General features: G+C 64.5%; 18 protein-coding genes. 15 read left to right on the forward strand and 3 right to left on the reverse strand.

Annotated features, from left to right (window positions below; genetic code table 11):
• Positions 1–67 precede the first annotated feature (67 nt).
• From FIU28_RS25980 to FIU28_RS25995, 4 genes are all read left to right on the forward strand, one after another.
• Positions 68–2,137 (forward strand): TonB-dependent receptor, encoded by a 2,070-nt coding sequence (locus tag FIU28_RS25980; RefSeq protein WP_246660822.1) that lies wholly within the window; start codon positions 68–70, stop codon positions 2,135–2,137.
• Between the two features lie 172 nt (positions 2,138–2,309).
• Positions 2,310–3,041, forward strand: a complete 732-nt coding sequence (exbB, locus tag FIU28_RS25985) for a tonB-system energizer ExbB (RefSeq protein ID WP_246661047.1) — start codon at positions 2,310–2,312, stop codon at positions 3,039–3,041.
• 4 nt (positions 3,042–3,045) lie between these two features.
• Positions 3,046–3,486 (forward strand): TonB system transport protein ExbD, encoded by a 441-nt coding sequence (exbD, locus tag FIU28_RS25990; RefSeq protein WP_168209980.1) that lies wholly within the window; start codon positions 3,046–3,048, stop codon positions 3,484–3,486.
• Positions 3,483–4,337, forward strand: a complete 855-nt coding sequence (locus FIU28_RS25995) for an energy transducer TonB family protein (protein ID WP_143575918.1) — start codon at positions 3,483–3,485, stop codon at positions 4,335–4,337. The genes exbD and FIU28_RS25995 overlap by 4 nt, the downstream gene beginning before the upstream one ends.
• A 222-nt stretch (positions 4,338–4,559) precedes the next feature.
• Here the strand turns inward: FIU28_RS25995 and ugpB are convergent, their stop codons facing one another.
• Complete coding sequence (gene ugpB / locus FIU28_RS26000) at positions 4,560–5,882, reverse strand: sn-glycerol-3-phosphate ABC transporter substrate-binding protein UgpB (RefSeq protein WP_143575919.1); 1,323 nt, start codon at positions 5,880–5,882, stop codon at positions 4,560–4,562.
• A gap of 338 nt (positions 5,883–6,220) precedes the next feature.
• Between ugpB and FIU28_RS26005 the strand changes: the two genes are divergently transcribed.
• The 10 genes from FIU28_RS26005 (at position 6,221) to FIU28_RS26050 (ending at position 16,873) form a co-directional block, all read left to right on the forward strand.
• Positions 6,221–8,200, forward strand: coding sequence for a sensor histidine kinase (locus FIU28_RS26005; RefSeq protein ID WP_143576419.1), 1,980 nt, complete (start codon positions 6,221–6,223; stop codon positions 8,198–8,200).
• Positions 8,170–9,918: an ATP-binding response regulator gene (locus FIU28_RS26010; RefSeq protein ID WP_143575920.1), complete on the forward strand. Its 1,749-nt coding sequence runs from the start codon at positions 8,170–8,172 to the stop codon at positions 9,916–9,918. The genes FIU28_RS26005 and FIU28_RS26010 overlap by 31 nt, the downstream gene beginning before the upstream one ends.
• Before the next feature lies 1 nt (position 9,919).
• Positions 9,920–10,648 carry a response regulator gene (locus tag FIU28_RS26015; RefSeq protein WP_143575921.1) on the forward strand — a complete coding sequence of 243 codons (729 nt, stop codon included), beginning with the start codon at positions 9,920–9,922 and terminating at the stop codon, positions 10,646–10,648.
• A gap of 250 nt (positions 10,649–10,898) precedes the next feature.
• Positions 10,899–11,510, forward strand: a complete 612-nt coding sequence (locus FIU28_RS26020; RefSeq protein ID WP_143575922.1) for a sigma-70 family RNA polymerase sigma factor — start codon at positions 10,899–10,901, stop codon at positions 11,508–11,510.
• A gap of 340 nt (positions 11,511–11,850) precedes the next feature.
• Entirely contained in the window at positions 11,851–13,254 is a 1,404-nt protein-coding gene (locus FIU28_RS26025) for a cytochrome ubiquinol oxidase subunit I (protein ID WP_143575923.1), read from the forward strand.
• Complete coding sequence (gene cydB / locus FIU28_RS26030; RefSeq protein ID WP_143575924.1) at positions 13,254–14,264, forward strand: cytochrome d ubiquinol oxidase subunit II; 1,011 nt, start codon at positions 13,254–13,256, stop codon at positions 14,262–14,264. The genes FIU28_RS26025 and cydB overlap by 1 nt, the downstream gene beginning before the upstream one ends.
• Complete coding sequence (locus FIU28_RS26035; RefSeq protein WP_143575925.1) at positions 14,264–14,383, forward strand: DUF2474 domain-containing protein; 120 nt, start codon at positions 14,264–14,266, stop codon at positions 14,381–14,383. Before cydB ends, FIU28_RS26035 begins: the two co-directional genes overlap by 1 nt.
• 95 nt (positions 14,384–14,478) lie before the next feature.
• Positions 14,479–15,060: a L,D-transpeptidase gene (locus FIU28_RS26040; RefSeq protein WP_143575926.1), complete on the forward strand. Its 582-nt coding sequence runs from the start codon at positions 14,479–14,481 to the stop codon at positions 15,058–15,060.
• Positions 15,061–15,102: 42 nt separating this feature from the next.
• Positions 15,103–16,146 carry an amino acid ABC transporter substrate-binding protein gene (locus tag FIU28_RS26045; protein ID WP_143575927.1) on the forward strand — a complete coding sequence of 348 codons (1,044 nt, stop codon included), beginning with the start codon at positions 15,103–15,105 and terminating at the stop codon, positions 16,144–16,146.
• A 172-nt stretch (positions 16,147–16,318) separates the two neighbouring features.
• Positions 16,319–16,873, forward strand: a complete 555-nt coding sequence (locus tag FIU28_RS26050) for an ActR/PrrA/RegA family redox response regulator transcription factor (RefSeq protein WP_143575928.1) — start codon at positions 16,319–16,321, stop codon at positions 16,871–16,873.
• On the opposite strand, the gene FIU28_RS26055 is transcribed toward FIU28_RS26050, so the two are convergent.
• On the reverse strand, positions 16,874–17,368 hold the full coding sequence (locus tag FIU28_RS26055) for an MmcB family DNA repair protein (RefSeq protein WP_143575929.1): 495 nt from the start codon (positions 17,366–17,368) through the stop codon (positions 16,874–16,876).
• Positions 17,369–17,426: 58 nt separating this feature from the next.
• Between FIU28_RS26055 and FIU28_RS26060 the strand changes: the two genes are divergently transcribed.
• Complete coding sequence (locus FIU28_RS26060) at positions 17,427–18,107, forward strand: MBL fold metallo-hydrolase (protein WP_143575930.1); 681 nt, start codon at positions 17,427–17,429, stop codon at positions 18,105–18,107.
• Between the two features lie 2 nt (positions 18,108–18,109).
• Here FIU28_RS26060 and FIU28_RS26065 read toward each other — a convergent pair whose 3' ends face one another.
• Positions 18,110–18,358 (reverse strand): hypothetical protein, encoded by a 249-nt coding sequence (locus FIU28_RS26065; RefSeq protein ID WP_143575931.1) that lies wholly within the window; start codon positions 18,356–18,358, stop codon positions 18,110–18,112.
• Positions 18,359–18,388: the final 30 nt, after the last annotated feature.

The following is an 18,388-nucleotide window of genomic DNA, read 5'->3' on the forward strand; positions in this document are numbered from 1 at the left end:
CAACCGATCAGTTCCACTCGCTTATTGCGACTAGTTCGCATTAGCATTTGCATGACGGGAGTGGTGCGTGAGATTGATCAGATCCTGGAATCCACTGACCCCGGCCACTGCCGCCCTGATGTCGGCGGCCTGCTGCGGCGAATTGCATGCACAGGAGGTATTGCAGGAGATCGCCGTGGTGACCGACCGCGCAAGGACCGGCAATGCCAGCGACGGCTTCCAGTCGACCACCCAACTCAACGGCGCCGACCTGCAGCGCACCACGGCGGCGTCGCTGGCCGACCTGCTGGCGACCCAGCCCGGCGTGGCGGCCTCCACCTTTGCGCCGGGCGCCAGCCGGCCGAACATCCGCGGCCTCGACGACTATCGCGTCCGCGTGCAGGAGAACGGCATCGGCAGCCATGACGCTTCGGATTTCAGCCAGGACCATCAGGTGCCGGTCGATCCGCTCGTGGCGGACAGCGTCGAGCTGATCCGGGGCCCGGCGACGTTGCGCTATGGCAACCAGGCGATCGGCGGCGTGGTCAACGCGACCAACAACCGGATCCCGCAAAATCTCGTGCCGGACCATTTTTCCGCCCGTCTCAAGGGCGGTACGACGTCGGCCGACCACGGCATCGACGGCGCCGCCAGCGTGGATGCCAGCGGCGAGAATATCGCCATCCACGCCGACGCGTTCGGCCGCAACGCCGGTGACTACCGGATCCCGGGCGGCGTGCAGGCCAATACGCGATTGCGCTCGGCCGGCCAATCGGTCGGCGGTTCCTACATTTTCGATGGCGGCTATGTCGGCACCGCGATCCAGCACATCACCAGCCTTTATCATATTCCGGGGATCAACGAGGCCAGTCAGAATACCCGGATCAGCCTCGAACAGACCAAGATCACCAGCAAGGGCGAATGGCGCGCGCCGGTCGAGGGAATCGACGCGGTGCGCTTCGCCTTCGGCATCAGCGACTACAAGCATGATGAACTCGGCCTACCCGCCGACGGCGTGCTCAACACCATCAGCAACAAGGAGATCGAAGGCCGCTTCGAGATCGACCACGCTGCGGTGGCGACGCCTCTAGGCGCGCTGACGGGAAACTGGGGCCTTCAGGCCAGCAATCGCAAGCTCGGCACCCAGGGCACACTCGGTGGCCTGCTGGCGCCGACCAACACGGACGCGGTGGCGGGATTCGTGTTCGAGCAGTTGCAGCTTTCCGAAACGTTGAGACTGCAGGCCGCCGGCCGCATCGAGAGCATTACTGTCTCGGGCCTGGCGCCGGTGTTTCCGGCCAATTTCCTGCCGCCGCCGGACAGTTTTTCGCAATCCGCGGCCGCCCGCGATTTTGCACCGAAGAGCTTCAGCGTCGGCCTGCTGAAGAACTTACCGTGGGACATGGTGGCGTCGCTGAGCGCACAACGTGCGCAGCGCGCCCCGGCGGCGCCTGAACTGTTTTCACGCGGCTCCGACGGCGCTTCCGGCACCTTCGTGATCGGCAATCCGGACCTGAAGCTGGAGACGGCAGAATCCCTCGAGCTCGGATTGAAACGCATCACCGGCCCGTTCCGTTTCGAGGCCAGCCTCTACGCCACGCGCTACCGCGACTTCATCTACAAGCAGGTCACCGGCAATTTCTGTACCGACGCGTTCGCCAGTTGCGGGGCTTCGGGCCCCTTGCTGCAGGTCGCCTATGGCCAGCGCGATGCGAATTTCCGCGGCGCCGAGCTGGCCGCGCAATACGACATCGCCCCGCTCGGCGACGGCACCTTCGGCATCGATGGCCAGTTCGACGTGGTGCGCGCCACCTTCGCCGATGGCAGCAACGTGCCGCGCATCGCGCCAATGCGGCTGGGTGGCGGCGTTTGGTGGCGCAGCGCGGCGTGGCAGACCCGGATCGGCCTGCTGCATGCCTTCACACAGAACGACATCGCGCTGAACGAGACATCCACGGCCGGCTACAATCTGCTGAAGGTCGAGCTCAGCCATACGCATATTTTCACGAAGACCGATAGCGGGCTGCGCGAGATGACGTTCGGCGTCGTCGGCGACAATCTGCTCGACGAGCGCATCCGCAACCACATCTCGTTCAAAAAGGCGGAGGTGCTGCAGCCCGGACTCGGCGTAAGGCTGTTCACCAGCCTTCGTTTCTGAACATGGCTGGAATCCCTCCATTTCGCACCGCACCGCGCAGGCCACCGGCGACATACTCGCGCGACCGCGGTATTCTTGCCATCATCCTTGCTTACGTACGCTTATCGCCCGACGGAACGCAGCCCCTATGAAATATATCCCGACCCATCTCGCTGTCGCACTGACCGCGGTTATGCTGCAGTCCCATAATGCCCTGGCCGCAACGACCGATCTGACGCTGCCGCGCAACCTGTCCCCCTGGGGCATGTTCATGGGCGCCGACATCGTCGTGAAGATCGTGATGGTGGGGCTTGCTATCGCATCCCTGGTGACGTGGACGGTGTGGCTCGCCAAGACGCTCGAACTGGCCAGCGCGCGACGCATCGCGAATCGTCGACTGAAACTTCTGGAGAGCGACACCACGCTCGACGCCGTCGAGCAGGACAGCGCCGGCCGCACCGACGCGGTGGCGCAGCTGATCCATTCCGCCGTGCGCGAGACGAAGTTGTCGCACGGTCAGTTCGACGACGGCTTCAAGGAGCGTATCGCGCTGCGGCTGGAGCGCGTCGAGCTGGCGATGTCGCGCCGCATCTCGCGCGGCACCGGCGTGGTCGCCACGATCGGCGCCATTGCGCCATTCGTCGGCCTGTTCGGCACCGTCTGGGGCATCATGAACGCCTTCATCGGCATTTCCGAAACCAAGACCACCAATCTCGCCGTGGTCGCGCCGGGCATCGCCGAGGCGCTGCTGGCCACTGCGCTCGGCCTCGTCGCGGCAATTCCCGCGGTCGTGATCTACAACCATCTGGTTCGCCACGTGACGTCGTACCGCGCGTTGCTGGGCGACGCCTCGGCGCAGGTGATGCTGCTGGTCAGCCGCGACCATGGCCGCCGCGGCGTGCCGATCTCCCGGGCGGCGGAGTAGTCCGGTGGGATCGCGCCTGGGCGGACGCACGCGCAACGGGGATGACGACCTCGAAGTGCAGCACGAGATCAACGTCACGCCGTTCATCGATGTGATGCTGGTGCTGCTGATCATCTTCATGGTCGCGGCACCCTTGGCCACCGTCGATCTCGGCGTCGATCTGCCGGCCAGCGCCGTCGAGCCCGCGCCGCGTCCGGACAAGCCTGTCTTCGTGACCCTGAAGCCGGATCTGTCGATCGGCATCGGCGAAGACGTGATCGCGCGCGATACGCTCGGTGCATCGCTGGACAGCGCGACGAAAAGCAACAAGGACGAGCGCATCTTCCTGCGCGCCGACAAGGCCGTCAGCTATGGCGACCTGATGGAGGTGATGAACCTGCTGCGCACGGCCGGCTATCTCAAGGTCGCCTTGGTCGGTCTCGACGGCCGCGCCCCGACGCCATGACCCCCTACGCGCTGCATGCCCCGACCGACCGCACCGCGCTGCGCTGGCTCGGTTCGGCTGTCGTGATCGTCGCGATCCATGCCGGCCTGATCGCCGCCGGCCTCGGTTGGTATCGCCAGCAAGCGCCGTCCGGCAGCGAGATGCCGGCCATTATGGTCGACATGGCGCCGGCCGCGGCCGCGCCGGAGACATCGCAGCAGGACGCCGCACCGGGACCGGAAATGCTGCAGGCGGAGGCTCCTTCCGAGCCGCCGCCGCCGCCGGAGCCCGTGATCCAGCAGCCGATCGAGGAGCAAGTCGCGCCGACGCCGCCGGTCGAGCAGCCAGTGGTGGAAGCCCCGCCCGAGCAGAAGATCGAACAAACCTCGCCGCCCGAGCCGGCCAAGGTCGAGCCGGAGCCGCCAAAGCCGGAGCCGGAGAAACCGACGCCGAAGCCGGAGCGCGCCGAGCCGAAGAAGAAACCCAGTGAAACGCCGCCGGCGCCGCGCACCACCGCGCCGCCGCGCGTCGATCGCCGGGCCACTGCCGCGTCCACGGCCAGTGCAGGCGCGGCGGCGGCCGCGGCCCTGCCGTCCTATCGCGATCGCCTGGCCGTTCATCTGCAGCGCTACAAGCAATATCCGAGCGAAGCCCGGTCGGCGGGACAACAGGGCGTGGCGATGCTGAGCTTCACGGTCAGCCGTAGCGGCCAAGTGCTCGGCAGCCGGCTCGCGGGCTCTTCCGGCGTGGCGGCGCTTGATGCCGAGACGATGGCCATGATCCGCCGCGCCCAGCCGCTGCCCGCCTTCCCGCCGGAGATGACCCAGGCGTCGCTGAGCTTCACGGTGCCAGTGCGCTTCTCCATCCGGTAGTTGCCGTAGCAGGAGCGCGCTGATCTCCCCCTTGCGGGGAGGGTGGCCCGGCGAAGCGCAGCGAAGCCGTGTGGGGTGGGGGTTGCCACAGACGCTGTCGCCCGCGGCACCCCACCCCGACCTCCACTCCGAACGAAGCGTTGCTTCGTTCTTCGTTCGGTCGACCCTCCCCGCAAGGGGGAGGGAGACCATTGGCGCCTTCGCTCGTATCATTAGTACGTATTACTGATCCGGATTCGCCCGCTCGAACTGGCGCAGCAGTTTGTTGCCGCGATCGGCGGCGGCATCCAGCGCGGCCTGCGCGGATTTCCGGCCGGCAAAGGCCTGTTCGAGTTCGTCCTCGATCGCGTCGCGGATCAGGGTGAAGGAGCCGAGCCGCAAGCCCTTGGAATTTGCGGTCGGCGGGTTCAGCGTAATCTGCTCGATCGACTTTGCCGTGCCCGGATGACGGTCGTAGAAGCCTTGCGCACGGGTCAGGTCGAAGGCAGCACGGGTAATCGGCAAATAGCCCGTGTTCTGGTGCCAGGCCGCCTGGATATCCGGCTGCGACAGGAACGCGAAGAACTTGGCGACACCCTTATATTCGTCGCGCGGCCGGTCGCGCAGCACCCACAGCGTCGCCCCGCCAATAATCGAGTTACGCGGCGCGGACGCGACATCCGGCCAGTACGGCAGCATGCCGTAGCCGACCTCGAATTTCGCATTGGCCAGAATATCGGCGCGGGTGCCGGACGATCCCAGAAAAATTCCGCATTCGCCTTTCTGGAAGCGCGGCTCCGCCGACGTCGCGCGACCGCTGTAGTCGAACACTTTTGTCTTCTGCCACTGCGCGAGCTGCGCGACGTGGCGGATCATCGCGGCATTGTTGAAGGTCAGGATCGCGTCCAGCCCGGCCATGCCGTTGGCCCGGGTCGCCACCGGCAGATCGTGAAACGCCGAGAAATTCTCGACATTGATCCATGACGGCCAGGAGGTGGTGAAGCCGCAGGCGGTGCCGGCGGCGCGCAGCCGCTTGGCGGCATCGCCCAGTTCCGGCCAGGTGCGCGGCGGGGCCTCGGGATCGAGGCCGGCGGCGCGGAACAGGTCCTTGTTGTAGTACAGGATCGGCGTCGAGGCATTGAACGGGAACGACAGCATATTGCCGGCGATGTCGGTGTAATAGCCGGCGATCGCCGGCAGATAGGCCGCGGGCGAAAACGCTTCCGCCTGGTCGCGCATCAATTCGTGCACCGGATAGATGGCGCCCTTCGCCGCCATCATCGTCGCGGTAGATGCCTCGCTGACCTGTACGATGGCCGGCTGGCTGCGCGAGCGGAAGGCGAAGATCGCTGCGTTTACGGTCTCCGAGTAGTTTCCCTTGTAGACGGGGACGACGCGGTAGCCGGCCTGCGTGGCATTGAAATCGTGGGCGAGTTTTTCGAGCTGCCGGCCAAGCTGGCCCGACATCGCATGCCACCACTGGATCTCCGTGACGGCCTGCGCCGGCGCCACCAGCGAAGCTGCCAGCGCGCATCCCGCAACTATTCGAACGACCGCTTGCAACATGGCCTGCCTGCTTTGACCGGTCCCGGCGCGTCGGCACTCCGGACGCCCTTCGCCTGAACTGTACGGGGTGATGTTTCAGGAAGAAACTACCTTTCAGTCGGTCCGGCCGGACGAATAGTTCACGCGACTTCGCTATTCACGGCTTGACGCAAGCCGCCGCCTGGCAAATTCTCGCGGTATCCGGGGATAGCAACGCCTGCAAGCGCCCCGCTGCCGATGAACCTTTTGCAACGCCGCGAGACATACCCGTGGTGACGACCCAGGACAGTGGAGTTTCGCAGCAGCAAAAGGTGCTGACGGCCAGGGGCCGTACCGGCTTGATCGGGTTTGTCCGCGCCATTCCGATCCGCTGGCGCATCCTGTCGATCGCCTCGCTGAATTCCGCCGTGGTACTGGTGCTGGCCGGTCTGATCTGGAGCGGCTCGCAGGTCTTGTCCTCGGCCTGGGACGATGTCCGCCAAGTCCGGCAGTCCGACCAGATCCTGGCGCTGCTGGAAAGCGAGACCAGCCGGCTGCAGAACCTGATCCATCGCTACATCAACCAGCCGAGCCCCGAGCTGTTCGCCGAAATCCTGCTGCTGCGCGAGGCGGTGCTGGGCACGCTAAGCAGCCGGGCCTCGACCGATCCGATGCTGTCGGGCTCGGTCGCCGAGCTGGAGCGCGTCACCGAGCGCTTCCTCTCCGGATTCGGCGAATTGCGCAGCCTGCAAACCACCATAGCCAAGACCTATGAGGCGCAGGTGCTGGGCCCCGCCAAGGACATGGCCGGGCTGTATTCGATCATCGAGGGCGCCACCAACCAGCGCGACGCGCTGATCTGGCCACCGCTCGGAAAGTCTCGCGAGGCCTTCACGGCGATGCTGGTGGCCGCCAACGCCTACTACCTGTCGCTGGCCTCGGCCTCCGCCGAGGAAGCCCGCCGCAACACCGAGACCATCGAGCGCACCATTCCGGTGATGACCGAAATGGCGGACAACGACCTGCAACGCGAGGCCTTGCAGCGGCTGAAGGGTCGCGCGGTGGCGCTGCGCGAAGGGCTGGCGAAACTGTCAGAGCAGCTCACCGGCCGCACCGACCTGCTGCGCAATTCGATCGACGCCAGCCAGGCCGACACCATCGCCGCGATCGACGGCCTGTCGGTCCTGATGCGGCAGCGCGAGCAGAAAGCCCAGACCACCTTCGACCGCACGCTGGCGAACATCTCGCGCAACGTGCTGCTAATTGCGACCTTCTTCCTGTGCGTCATCATCATCGCCGGGATCGTCATCGCGCTCAGCATCCGGCTGCCGTTGCAGCAGATCATGGGCTCGATGCGGGCCATCACCACGGGCCACCTCGACCGTGAGGTACAGGGCACCGATGCCCGCGACGAGGTCGGCGCGATGGCCCGCGCCGTCGAGGTATTCCGCCAGAACGCCATCGCCCGGCGCGATGCCGAAGTGGAGTTGCGCGCATCCAAAGAGAAGGCCGAGAGCGCGCTGCTCGAACTATATGCCGCGCAACAGAATTTGATCGATGCCGAACGGCTGGCGGCACTCGGCGGGCTGGTCGCCGGCGTCGCCCACGAGGTCAACAATCCGATCGGCATCAGCCTGACGGTTGCGTCCTCCTTTGCGCGGCGCAGCGAGATGTTCGAGGCCGAATTGCGTGGCGGCACACCGCTGCGCCGCTCGCAACTCGAGGAATTCGTCCGGACCTGCCAGGACGCCGCACAGCAGCTCGTCTCCAACCTGCAGCGCGCCGGCGAATTGATCCAATCCTTCAAGCAGGTTGCGGTGGATCGCTCGCACGCCGAGCGACGCCAGTTCAACCTCTCCGAGGCCACCGACCAGATTATCGCCAGCCTGCGCCCGGTACTGAAAAAGTCGCTGATTACCCTCACCGTCGACGTGCCGGACGGCCTCATCATCGACGGTTATCCCGGCTCCTACGGCCAGATCCTGACTAACCTGTTCCTGAACGCGGCCAATCACGCCTTTCCTGACGGCCGCCCCGGCGCGATCACCCTGACGGCGCGGCTACGCGGCACCGACGACATCGAGATCAGCTTTTCCGACAATGGCGTCGGCATGACGCCGGACGTGCAGCGTCAGGCATTCGACCCGTTCTTTACGACGCGCCGCAACGAGGGCGGCACCGGCCTTGGACTGCACATCGTCTACAATCTGGTCACCCAGCAGCTCGGCGGCCGGATGATGCTCGATTCTAGGCTGGGACAAGGCACGACCTTTCGCATTATCATGCCGCGGGCCGCCACCGCCGCGGGAGCAATTGACGGGACCACGCAATGGCCGAACAGGACGATGTCCTCTATCTGATCGAAGACGCCGGCGAGGTGCCGGAAGACACCAGTTTGCGCAAATGGAAGATCGCCGTGATCGATGACGATCAGGCGGTCCATGAGGGCACGCGCTTTGCACTCAGCGATTACACGCTGAACGGCCAGTCGCTGGAAATCCTATCGGCCTATTCGGCAGCCGAAGGCCAGATTTTGATGCGCGACAACCCGGACATTGCCGCCGTGCTGCTCGACGTCATTATGGAGACCGACGACGCGGGCCTCGAGCTCGTCGAATTCATCCGCAACGAACTGCATAACGAGACCGTCCGCATCATCCTGCGTACCGGCCAGCCCGGCCAGGCGCCGGAGCGCCGCGTGATCGTCGACTACGACATCAACGACTACAAGGCCAAGACCGAGCTTACCGCCGACAAGCTGTTCACCTCGCTGACCGCCGCATTGCGCAGCTACCAGCAGCTCGAACGCATGGTGCAGACGCGCCGCGGGCTGGAGATCATCATCGACGCCGCGTCCACGCTATATGATTTCCGCTCGATGCAGCGGCTCGCCGAGGGCGTACTGACGCAGATCGCGTCCTTGCTCAATGTCGATTGTGCCGGGATCCTGGTGCTGCGCGACGGCGGCGACATCGGCGACGATTTTGCCGTGCTGGCGGGATCGGGCTGCTACAGCCGCTTTATCGGCTGCCCGACGCCGCAGTCGCTCGATCCCGATCTGCGGCTCATGGTCGAGGACGCCTTCCGCCGCCGCAAGCATGATTTCGCCGACCAGCGCACCGTGCTCTACATCCGCACCGGCTCCGGTCGCGAGGTCGTGGTGCTGCTGCAAGCCGAGCGGCAGTTGTCGGAAACCGACCGTGCGCTGGTGGAGATCTTCGGCAGCCGGCTGTCAATCGCCTTCGACAATGTGATCCTGTACCAGCAACTGCACGCCGCCAATACCCAGCTCGAGGACCGCGTGGCGCAGCGTACCCGCGCGCTGATGCAGGCCAACCGCCGGCTGTCGGCGCAATGGCTGCGCCTGCAGCGCGCCAATGGCTTCAAGAACGAGATCCTCGGCACCGTGGCGCACGACCTCAAGAATCCGCTCGGCGTCATTCTCGGGCGCACCGAAATGCTGACCGAGTTGATCGGAGCCGGCTCACCGAAGGAAAACGTAGCAGCCCAGATCGAGCACATCCGCGACGCCACCAAGCGGCTGACCGCGATGGTCGATCATTTGATCAACGACGCGATGGCGGACGCCTTCGACATCACCATCCGCCGCGAGCCGGTGGATATCTCCGCGCTGGTCACCGACGTCGCCGAGGCCAACAAGCCTTCAGCGGTCAACAAGCAGCAGGCCATCACCGTCTCGGTGCCGGCGCACCGGGATCTTACTTTGTGCGACGCCGACCGGATGCGCGAAGCAATCGACAATCTGGTCAGCAATGCGATCAAATACAGCCCGATCGGCGGCAGCATCGCGCTGGCGGTGAGTGGCGACAGCATCACGGTCAGCATCAGCGTGACCGACGAGGGCGCCGGCCTGCTGCCGGAAGACCTCGACCGGCTGTTCGGCCGCTTCCAGCGATTGTCCGCCAAGCCGACCGGCGGCGAAAGCTCGACCGGTCTCGGCCTCTCGATCGTCAAGCGCATCGTCGACATGCATGGCGGCGACGTCACCGCCGAAAGCCCCGGCCCCGGCCGCGGCGCGACCTTCACCATCTCTTTGCCCGCGACAACCGAAACCTGACATGAGCCACAGCCCACACATCATCATCGTTGACGACGAGGCACCGGCCCGCGAGATGGTCGGCGATTACCTCAAGATGCACGGCTTTGCGGTCACTCTGTGCGACGGCGGCAAGAGTTTGCGCGCCGAAATCGCCAGCAAGGTGCCAGACCTCGTGGTGCTGGATCTCAACATGCCCGAGGAAGACGGGCTGTCGATCATCCGCGACCTCAAGGGCCGCATCAACGTGCCGGTGATCATGCTGACTGCGACCGCGAGCCCGATCGACCGGGTGGTCGGCCTGGAGATCGGCGCCGACGACTACATCGCCAAGCCGTGCGAGTTGCGCGAACTGATGGCTCGGATCCGCTCGGTGCTGCGGCGCAGCGGACCGAAAGCCGAAGCGGCGGCGCCGGCAAAATCCATCAGCGAACATCTGGTGCGGTTCGGCACCAAATGGCTCGATCTCGAAGCCCAGGCGCTACGCGACGACGAGGGCAACGAACATCCGCTGACGGCATCGGAGTTCGGTCTGCTGAAAGTGTTCGCTGCCAACCCGAAGCGCGTGCTGTCACGCGAACGGCTGCTCGAACTGGCGAATGCGCGCGACGCCGAAGCCTTCGACCGTGCCGTCGACCTGCGCATCATGCGGATCCGCCGCAAGATCGAACCGGACCCGGCGCACCCCGCCGTCATCCGCACCATCCGCGGCGGCGGCTACCTGTTTTCGCCGGTCGTGGAGAAGGCATAGCGGCATTAAACCCGTGCCAGGCCGTTTGGTTCCTAGCCCGCGGCAACACCCCATAGCCGCTGCCTATGGCCACCCATCTTGTTAAAATTACTGCATTTTTTATCTCCAATATGTCGTCGCGGGGTACCGCACGACACATTTGCGCGTGGCATGAAACCATTTTCCGCTTGTCTCGACGACGTGCGGAAACCGGCAAACCTTAACACTCCTCCCAACGAAGCCGCCCCGGCGGTATCAACGGGAGCCGATCATGCAGAACGTCATCGCCCTCAACGCCGCAGGCCAGCAGGGTATCCTTGCCGCCCGCGACACCTCGGATGAGATGTTGCTGGAGAAGATTGCGACCGGCGACCGCACCGCCATGCACACGCTCTATGCCCGGCACAATGTCCGTGTCTATCGCTTCGTGCTGCGCATGCTGCGCGACAGCACCGCGACCGAGGATCTGGTCAGTCAGGTGTTCCTCGACGTCTGGCGCAGCGCCAGCCAGTTCGAGGGCCGCTCGCAGGTCTCCACCTGGCTGCTGTCGATCGCCCGCTTCAAGGCTTTGACCGCACTGCGCCAGCGCAAGCACGAGGACATCGACCAGGACGACGTGATGCAGATCGCCGACCAGGCCGATACGCCGGAGGCGTCGCTCGATCGCAGCCGCACCAGCGCCATCCTGCGCGCCTGCGTCGCCAGACTGTCGCCGGCACATCGCGAGATCGTCAGCCTGGTCTACTACCATGAGAAATCGGTCGAGGAGGTCGCCCAACTGATCGGGATCCCCGCCGCCACCGTCAAGACCCGGATGTTCTATGCCCGCAAGCAACTCGCGGAGTTTCTGAAAAGCGCCGGGATCGACAGCCTCGCGGCCTGAGCGATCCCTGATTTGAAGTTTCGTCGTTAACCTCCAACCTCGACTCGGACGGGATGCCTCCCTTCCGGGTCTTTTTTTGGCTGCTAGCCATAGCCACGGACTTCGCAGCGATGCACAGTCTTTCAACCGTCATTGCGAGGAGCCCTTGCGACGAAGCAATCCAGTCTTCTCTGGTGGCTCTGGATTGCTGCGTCGCTTCGCTCCTCGCAATGACGGCGGAGGCGACAGCATTTCGGCATCAATACGTCGTCCCCTAGACAATCTGTCCACCTCAGCCTGTGTAGGATCGCGACGCTTCCCGTGGTATCGCTCCGCCTGCCATGACAGAACGGGTGACGCGATGTTCGAAGGCTGGGACGCGATCATGCTGGCGCGGGCGCAATTTGCGTTCACGATGTCTTTTCACATCATCTTCCCGGCGTTCTCGATCGGGCTTGCCAGCTATCTCGCGGTGCTGGAGGCTTTGTGGCTTTGGACCGGCCGCGAAGTTTTCATCAACCTGTTCAACTACTGGCTCAAGATCTTCGCCGTCGCTTTCGGCATGGGCGTGGTGTCGGGCATCGTGATGTCCTACCAGTTCGGCACCAACTGGTCGGTCTTCTCGGACAAGACCGGGCCGGTGATCGGCCCGTTGATGGCCTATGAGGTGCTGACCGCGTTCTTTCTCGAGGCCGGGTTCCTCGGCGTGATGCTGTTCGGGCTTGAGCGTGTCGGTCACAAATTGCATTTCCTGGCGACCTTGATGGTGGCGATCGGCACGCTGATTTCAGCCTTCTGGATCCTGTCGGCGAATTCATGGATGCAGACGCCGGCCGGCTACGCGATCAACGACGTCGGGCAATTCATCGCCACCGACTGGTGGAAGGTGATTTTCAATCCGTCGTTCCCCTATCGCCTCGTCCACATGGTGCTGGCGGCCTATCTCACCACGGCGCTGGTGGTCGGCGCGGTCGGCGCGTTTCACCTGATACGCGACCACCGTCGCGCCGGCCCCCGCACGATGTTCTCGATGGCGATGTGGATGGCCACTTTGATCGCACCGCTGCAGATCTTCGCCGGCGACCTGCACGGCATCAACACGCTGGAGCACCAGCCGGCCAAGGTGATGGCCATGGAGGGCCACTATCAGAGTCACCCGGACGGCGCGCCCTTGATTCTGTTCGGCCTGCCGAACCAGAAGGAGGCGCGGGTCGACTATGCGCTGCAGGTTCCGAAACTGTCGTCGCTTATCCTCAAACATGATCTCAACGCGCCACTCGCCGGGCTCGACACCGTGCCGCGGGAAGACTGGCCGCCGGTGCCGGTCACCTTCTGGTCGTTCCGCGTGATGGTAGGAATAGGTTTCCTGATGCTCGCACTCGGCCTCGTGAGCCTGATGATGCGCTGGCGCGGGAAGCTGTATCAGTCGCGTTTCCTGCAATTCTTCGCCATGGCGATGGGACCGGCCGGATTCGTTGCGGTGCTGGCGGGCTGGATCACGACCGAGACCGGGCGACAGCCGTTCACCGTGTTCGGCCTGCTGAGGACGGTCGATTCCGCGTCGCCACTGGCTGCCCCCGCGGTCGGATCGTCGCTGATAGCCTTCATCATCGTCTACTTCATCGTCTTCGCGGCCGGCACCATCTACATTTTCCGGCTGATGGCCGAGCCGCCGCGTCACGGCGAACACGGCCCGCGGGGCGACGCGCCGGTGCGGGCCGCCGGCATAACGCCCGCGCAACAGGTCAGCGAAGGACAAACATGATGACCGGCATGATCGATATCGCCACGGTCTGGGCCTTCATCATCGCCTTTGCGGTCTTCGTCTATGTCGTGATGGACGGCTTCGACCTCGGGCTCGGCATGCTGTTTCCGCTCTTCCCGAAAAAGGAAGACCGCGACGTGATGATGAATACGGTCGCCCCGGTGTGGGACGGCAACGAGACCTGGCTGGTGCTCGGCGGCGGCGGGCTGATGGCGGCATTTCCGCTGGCCTATGCCGTCCTGATGCCGGCGCTGTATGCGCCGATCATCGTCATGCTGCTCGGGCTGGTGTTTCGCGGCGTCGCCTTCGAATTCCGCTGGCGCACCCGAAGCCAGCGCAATTTGTGGGACATCGCCTTTGCCGGCGGCTCGGCGCTGGCGACGTTGGCGCAGGGCGTGGCGCTTGGTGCCATCCTGCAGGGCGTCGTCGTCAGCGGCCGACACTATGGCGGCGGCTGGTGGGACTGGCTGACGCCGTTCAGCGTGCTGACGGGTTTCGCGCTGGTTGTCGGCTACAGCCTGCTCGGCGCCACCTGGCTAGTGCTGAAGACCGAAGGCGAGTTGCGCGACCGCGCCTATCGGCTGTGCTGGTGGCTGCTGTTCGCGATGCTGGGCGCGATCGGCGCGGTGAGTATCGCCACGCCGTTTCTCAACGCCGAATATGCCGCGCGCTGGTTCGCCTGGCCGAATATCCTGGCCACCGCGCCGGTACCAGTCGCGGTTGCCGCGGTGACGCTGCTGCTGCTGCGCGCGCTCGCTGCCAAGCGGGACTACCAGCCGTTCTTTCTGTCGCTCGCGCTGTTCGCGCTGTCCTATGCCGGGCTGGGGATCAGCATGTGGCCCTATATCGTGCCGCACTCGATCACGATCTGGCAGGCGGCCGCGCCCGACAACAGCCTGATATTCATGAGCTTCGGCGTCGCCGTGCTGGTGCCGCTGATCCTCGGCTATACCGCCTGGGCCTATTACGTGTTTCGCGGCAAGGTGAAGGCCGGCGCGGGGTATCACTGATGTCGACGGCGCCGCAGCGCCCGCTGGCGCAACGCCTGCTGTGGTTCGTGGTGCTATGGGCCGGCGGCGTTGGGACGGTGGCGATCGTGGGTTACGGCATCCGGCTATGGATCAAGTAGCGGCTGGCGCGGCCGTTGCCACAAGCGGCACGCTCTGGTTCCATTGCTGTGACCGTGGTAAGTAGCCTCATATTGCCGCCCGGAGATCTGCGAAAATGTCTTTGTCACGCGCGCTTTCACTCGTCGTTGCCGGCATGATCCTCTCCGGCTCCGCTTTTGCGCAGCAGCCCGACCGCGGCGACGAACCGGGGCTCATCCCCGATGAATCCGTGCAGCTCGATCCGGAATTCCAGAAGCAGATGGTGCTGTACCGCACCACCGAGCCGCCCGGCACCATCATCATCTCGACGGCGGAGCGGCATCTATATGTCGTGCAGGGCAATGGCCGCGCGCTGCGCTATGGCATCGGGGTCGGCCGCGACGGCTTTACCTGGCAGGGCCTGCTGAAGATCTCGCGAAAGGCCGAATGGCCGGACTGGACCCCGCCGCCGGAGATGATTGCGCGACAACCCTATCTGCCGCGTTTCATGGCCGGCGGGCCGGGCAATCCGATGGGCGCCCGCGCGCTCTATCTCGGCGCCACCGTCTACCGCATCCACGGCACCAACCAGCCCGATACGATCGGCACCGCGATTTCCTCCGGCTGCTTCCGGCTGGTCAATGCCGACGTCGCCGACCTCTACGATCGCGTGCCGGTGGGCACCAAGGTGATCGTGCGGCAAAGGCCCGAGCTGTAGGCACATCGCCCGACATTCCCCCGATATCGGTGAGCACCCTTGATGATCAAACGTACTTTTCTCAGCGGGCTGGCAATCGGTCTGGTCGCCGCCGCAATCGTGGCTGCCGCGGCGATCACCTATGAACGCTATGACACCAAGACGCTGAAACGCACGATCCGCCGAGATGCCGTCTTGTGCGGCGTCAACACCGGCCTGCCCGGCTTCTCGACGCCTGACGCGCAGGGTAACTGGACCGGCTTCGACGTCGATTTCTGCCGCGCGGTCGCCGCCGCCATCTTCGACGATGCGAAGAAGGTGACCTTCGTGCCGCTCGACGCCAGCGACCGCTTCAAGGAATTGCAGAGCCGCAAGGTCGATATCCTCAGCCGCAATTCGACCTGGAGCATGTCGCGCGAGACCTCGTACGAACTGTATTTCCCCGCTGTGTCCTACTATGACGGCCAGGGCTTCATGGTGCCGCGCGGGCGCAATATCGACTCCGCGCTCGATCTCGACGGCAGCCGCGTCTGCGTGCAAGACGGCACCACCACGGCGCTGAACCTGTCGGACTACTTCCGCATCAACAACATCAAGTACACCGAACAGAAGTTCGGCAGGCTCGACGACGTCATCAAGGCCTATGCCTCCGGCCAGTGCGATACGCTGACCGCCGACGCCTCGCAGCTCTACGCCCTGCGAATGACGCTCGGCAAACCCGACGACAACGTCATTTTGCCCGACATCATTTCGAAGGAGCCGCTGGCGCCGGTGGTGCGGCAGCGCGATGACGACTGGATGATGATCGTGAAGTGGACGCTCTACGCCATGATCAACGCCGAGGAGCTTGGTATCACCTCGGCGAATATCGACGAGGCGCTGAAGTCGAAAAAGCCCGACGTGATGCGGCTGGTCGGCACCGAAGGCGCCTATGGCGAACAGCTCGGCCTGTCGAAGGACTGGGCGGCGCGCATCATCCGTCGCGTCGGCAATTATGGCGAGGTCTATGAGCGCAATATCGGCGCCGGCTCGCACCTGCGGATTCCGCGCGGCCTCAACCAGCTCTGGAGCGCCGGCGGCATCCAGTACGCGCCACCGATCCGCTAGCGGCCCATCTGCGACAACTGGTCGCGACAACGGCGACCGTGGTTCTTGGAGCACAAAATACCGCGCAACAGAGGTGCATTCTCTTCACGAAGATGCCATCGGCAAGTCCTTGCCATTGGCGCTGGGGCTTCCGAACCCATATACTATGCATAAGAACATGGAGGGTATACGCGTGAACGCCATTGCCGAACTGACAAGCCAGCCAGATCGCTCGCTGCTGATCGTGGAAGACGACAAGCCGTTCCTGGAGCGGCTGTCGCGCGCGATGGAAACGCGCGGCTTTACAGTGACTTCCTGCGACTCCGTCAGCGAGGGTCTGGCGCATATCGGCAAGTCGGCGCCGGCCTTTGCGGTGGTCGACCTGCGGCTCGGCGACGGCAACGGACTCGACGTTGTCTCGGCGCTGAAGCTACAGCGGCCCGATGCGCGCGCCATCGTGCTGACCGGCTACGGCAATATCGCCACTGCCGTCACCGCCGTGAAGATGGGTGCGGTCGACTATCTGTCGAAACCGGCCGACGCCGACGACGTGGTCGCCGCTCTGCTCGCCAGCGCCGGCGAACGCTCCGAACTGCCGAACAACCCGATGTCTGCCGACCGCGTGCGCTGGGAACATATCCAGCGCATCTATGAAATGTGCGGCCGCAACGTCTCGGAAACCGCGCGCCGGTTGAACATGCACCGCCGCACCCTGCAGCGCATCTTGGCCAAGCGCGCGCCGCGCTGACTACACTTCCTTCAATCGTTCCGCGTGGCCGTGCGGATCGTGCAGCCGGTTAAGGCGCTGCGCGGCCGCAATGGCGAAGCGCAGCATCATGACCTTGCGGGTCGCGGCCGGCAGCCTGTGCTCCGGCGCTTCGCAATGCAGATGCGCGCCGTAGGAATCGGCGACGATCAGCCCGGTGTCGCCGGGAAACAGGTCGCAGGAAAGGTCCTGCGTGAAGGCGAAGAACAGCCGGTCGCAATGCAGCCGGTAGTCCGGCCATTTGTCGTCGGCGCGTAGATCGGCCAGCGAGGACTTGATCTCGACGATCCAGATCTCGCCCCGCTCGTTCAGCGCCACCAGATCGGCGCGCCGGCCCGACGGCAGCGGCACCTCGCTCAGACATGAAAAACCGAGCGAGCCCAACCACCGCGCGGTTCCCCGCGCGATCGCCAGCGCGGTCTCCGACTGCCGGCGGTCGGGTTTTGGGACGAGAGCAATATTGGCGGCCGATTCCATCCCGTCATGATAGCGGATTTCCCCTTGGCTGATCCGCAAAAATCAGCATTGTGGCGCGATGAGCCAGCAAACTGAGACCACAACCGAGACCACCGCTACGGCAGGCGCGGTCATCATTCCCGTCACCCTGTTCCAGCAGAACTGCATGCTGCTGTGGGACGAAACCACTCGCCAGGCGGTGGTGATCGATCCCGGCGGTGACGTGCCGCTGATCCAGGACGCCATTGCCAAGGCGAACGTCAATGTCGAGGCGATCTGGCTGACGCACGGCCACATCGACCATGTCGGCGGCGCGGCCGAACTGCGCGACGTGCTGAAGGTCGAGATCATCGGGCCGCACGTCGACGACAGGTTTTTGCTGGATGCCGTGGTGGAGAGTGGCGAACGGTTCGGCATGACCGGGGTGCGCAATTTCGCACCGGACCGCTGGCTCAAGGAAGGCGACCGCGTCAGCGTCGGCGGCCTTGATTTCGATATCCTGCACTGCCCCGGTCATTCGCCGGGCAGCGTGGTGTATTATAACAAAGCGATGAAATTTGCCCATGTCGGCGACGTGCTGTTCGCGGGCTCGGTAGGACGCACCGATCTGCCCGGCGGCAGCCATCAGACGTTGATCGATTCGATCACGCGGAAGCTGCTGCCGCTCGGCGACGATGTCAGCTTCATCTGCGGCCACGGCCCGGGATCCAGCGTCGGCCAGGAACGCATGACCAACCCGTTCCTCACCGGCGAGGCATAAGCCTACCTGACGTAGCTCGGGTCGGCCCATTCCTCGATCTTGGAGGCGGGAATGGTCTGCTTTGGCTGATGCGGATTGAGTGTTCCCGCCGTGGCCGTCCAGCCCTTGGCCACGATCTGCCTGGCGAACAGCTTGGCATCGATTTCCGACTTGAAGGTCTTGGTCGTGCGAACAGTGCCGGCAGCGCTGGCATCGGATTTCAGGGATTTGTCGGGGCCGAAGGCCACATACCAGATGTCGGGTTTTGTCATGATAACAGCCCAACGAGAATCCCGGCAAAA

It is taken from the genome of Tardiphaga sp. vice154 (assembly GCF_007018645.1).
In the GTDB taxonomy this organism is placed as follows: Bacteria; Pseudomonadota; Alphaproteobacteria; order Rhizobiales; family Xanthobacteraceae; genus Tardiphaga.

Bases quoted from the DNA above. Each gene is read 5' to 3' on its own strand.
- FIU28_RS26055 (WP_143575929.1), bottom strand. From the start codon at position 17,368: ATGGAATCGGCCGCCAATATTGCTCTCGTCCCAAAACCCGACCGCCGG.
- FIU28_RS26020 (WP_143575922.1), top strand. From the start codon at position 10,899: ATGCAGAACGTCATCGCCCTCAACGCCGCAGGCCAGCAGGGTATCCTT.
- FIU28_RS26045 (WP_143575927.1), top strand. From the start codon at position 15,103: ATGATCAAACGTACTTTTCTCAGCGGGCTGGCAATCGGTCTGGTCGCC.
- FIU28_RS26065 (WP_143575931.1), bottom strand. From the start codon at position 18,358: ATGACAAAACCCGACATCTGGTATGTGGCCTTCGGCCCCGACAAATCC.
- cydB (WP_143575924.1), top strand. From the start codon at position 13,254: ATGACCGGCATGATCGATATCGCCACGGTCTGGGCCTTCATCATCGCC.
- FIU28_RS26060 (WP_143575930.1), top strand. From the start codon at position 17,427: ATGAGCCAGCAAACTGAGACCACAACCGAGACCACCGCTACGGCAGGC.
- FIU28_RS26015 (WP_143575921.1), top strand. From the start codon at position 9,920: ATGAGCCACAGCCCACACATCATCATCGTTGACGACGAGGCACCGGCC.
- FIU28_RS26035 (WP_143575925.1), top strand. From the start codon at position 14,264: ATGTCGACGGCGCCGCAGCGCCCGCTGGCGCAACGCCTGCTGTGGTTC.
- exbB (WP_246661047.1), top strand. From the start codon at position 2,310: ATGCTGCAGTCCCATAATGCCCTGGCCGCAACGACCGATCTGACGCTG.
- FIU28_RS26040 (WP_143575926.1), top strand. From the start codon at position 14,479: ATGTCTTTGTCACGCGCGCTTTCACTCGTCGTTGCCGGCATGATCCTC.
- FIU28_RS26010 (WP_143575920.1), top strand. From the start codon at position 8,170: ATGGCCGAACAGGACGATGTCCTCTATCTGATCGAAGACGCCGGCGAG.
- ugpB (WP_143575919.1), bottom strand. From the start codon at position 5,882: ATGTTGCAAGCGGTCGTTCGAATAGTTGCGGGATGCGCGCTGGCAGCT.
- FIU28_RS25995 (WP_143575918.1), top strand. From the start codon at position 3,483: ATGACCCCCTACGCGCTGCATGCCCCGACCGACCGCACCGCGCTGCGC.
- FIU28_RS26025 (WP_143575923.1), top strand. From the start codon at position 11,851: ATGTTCGAAGGCTGGGACGCGATCATGCTGGCGCGGGCGCAATTTGCG.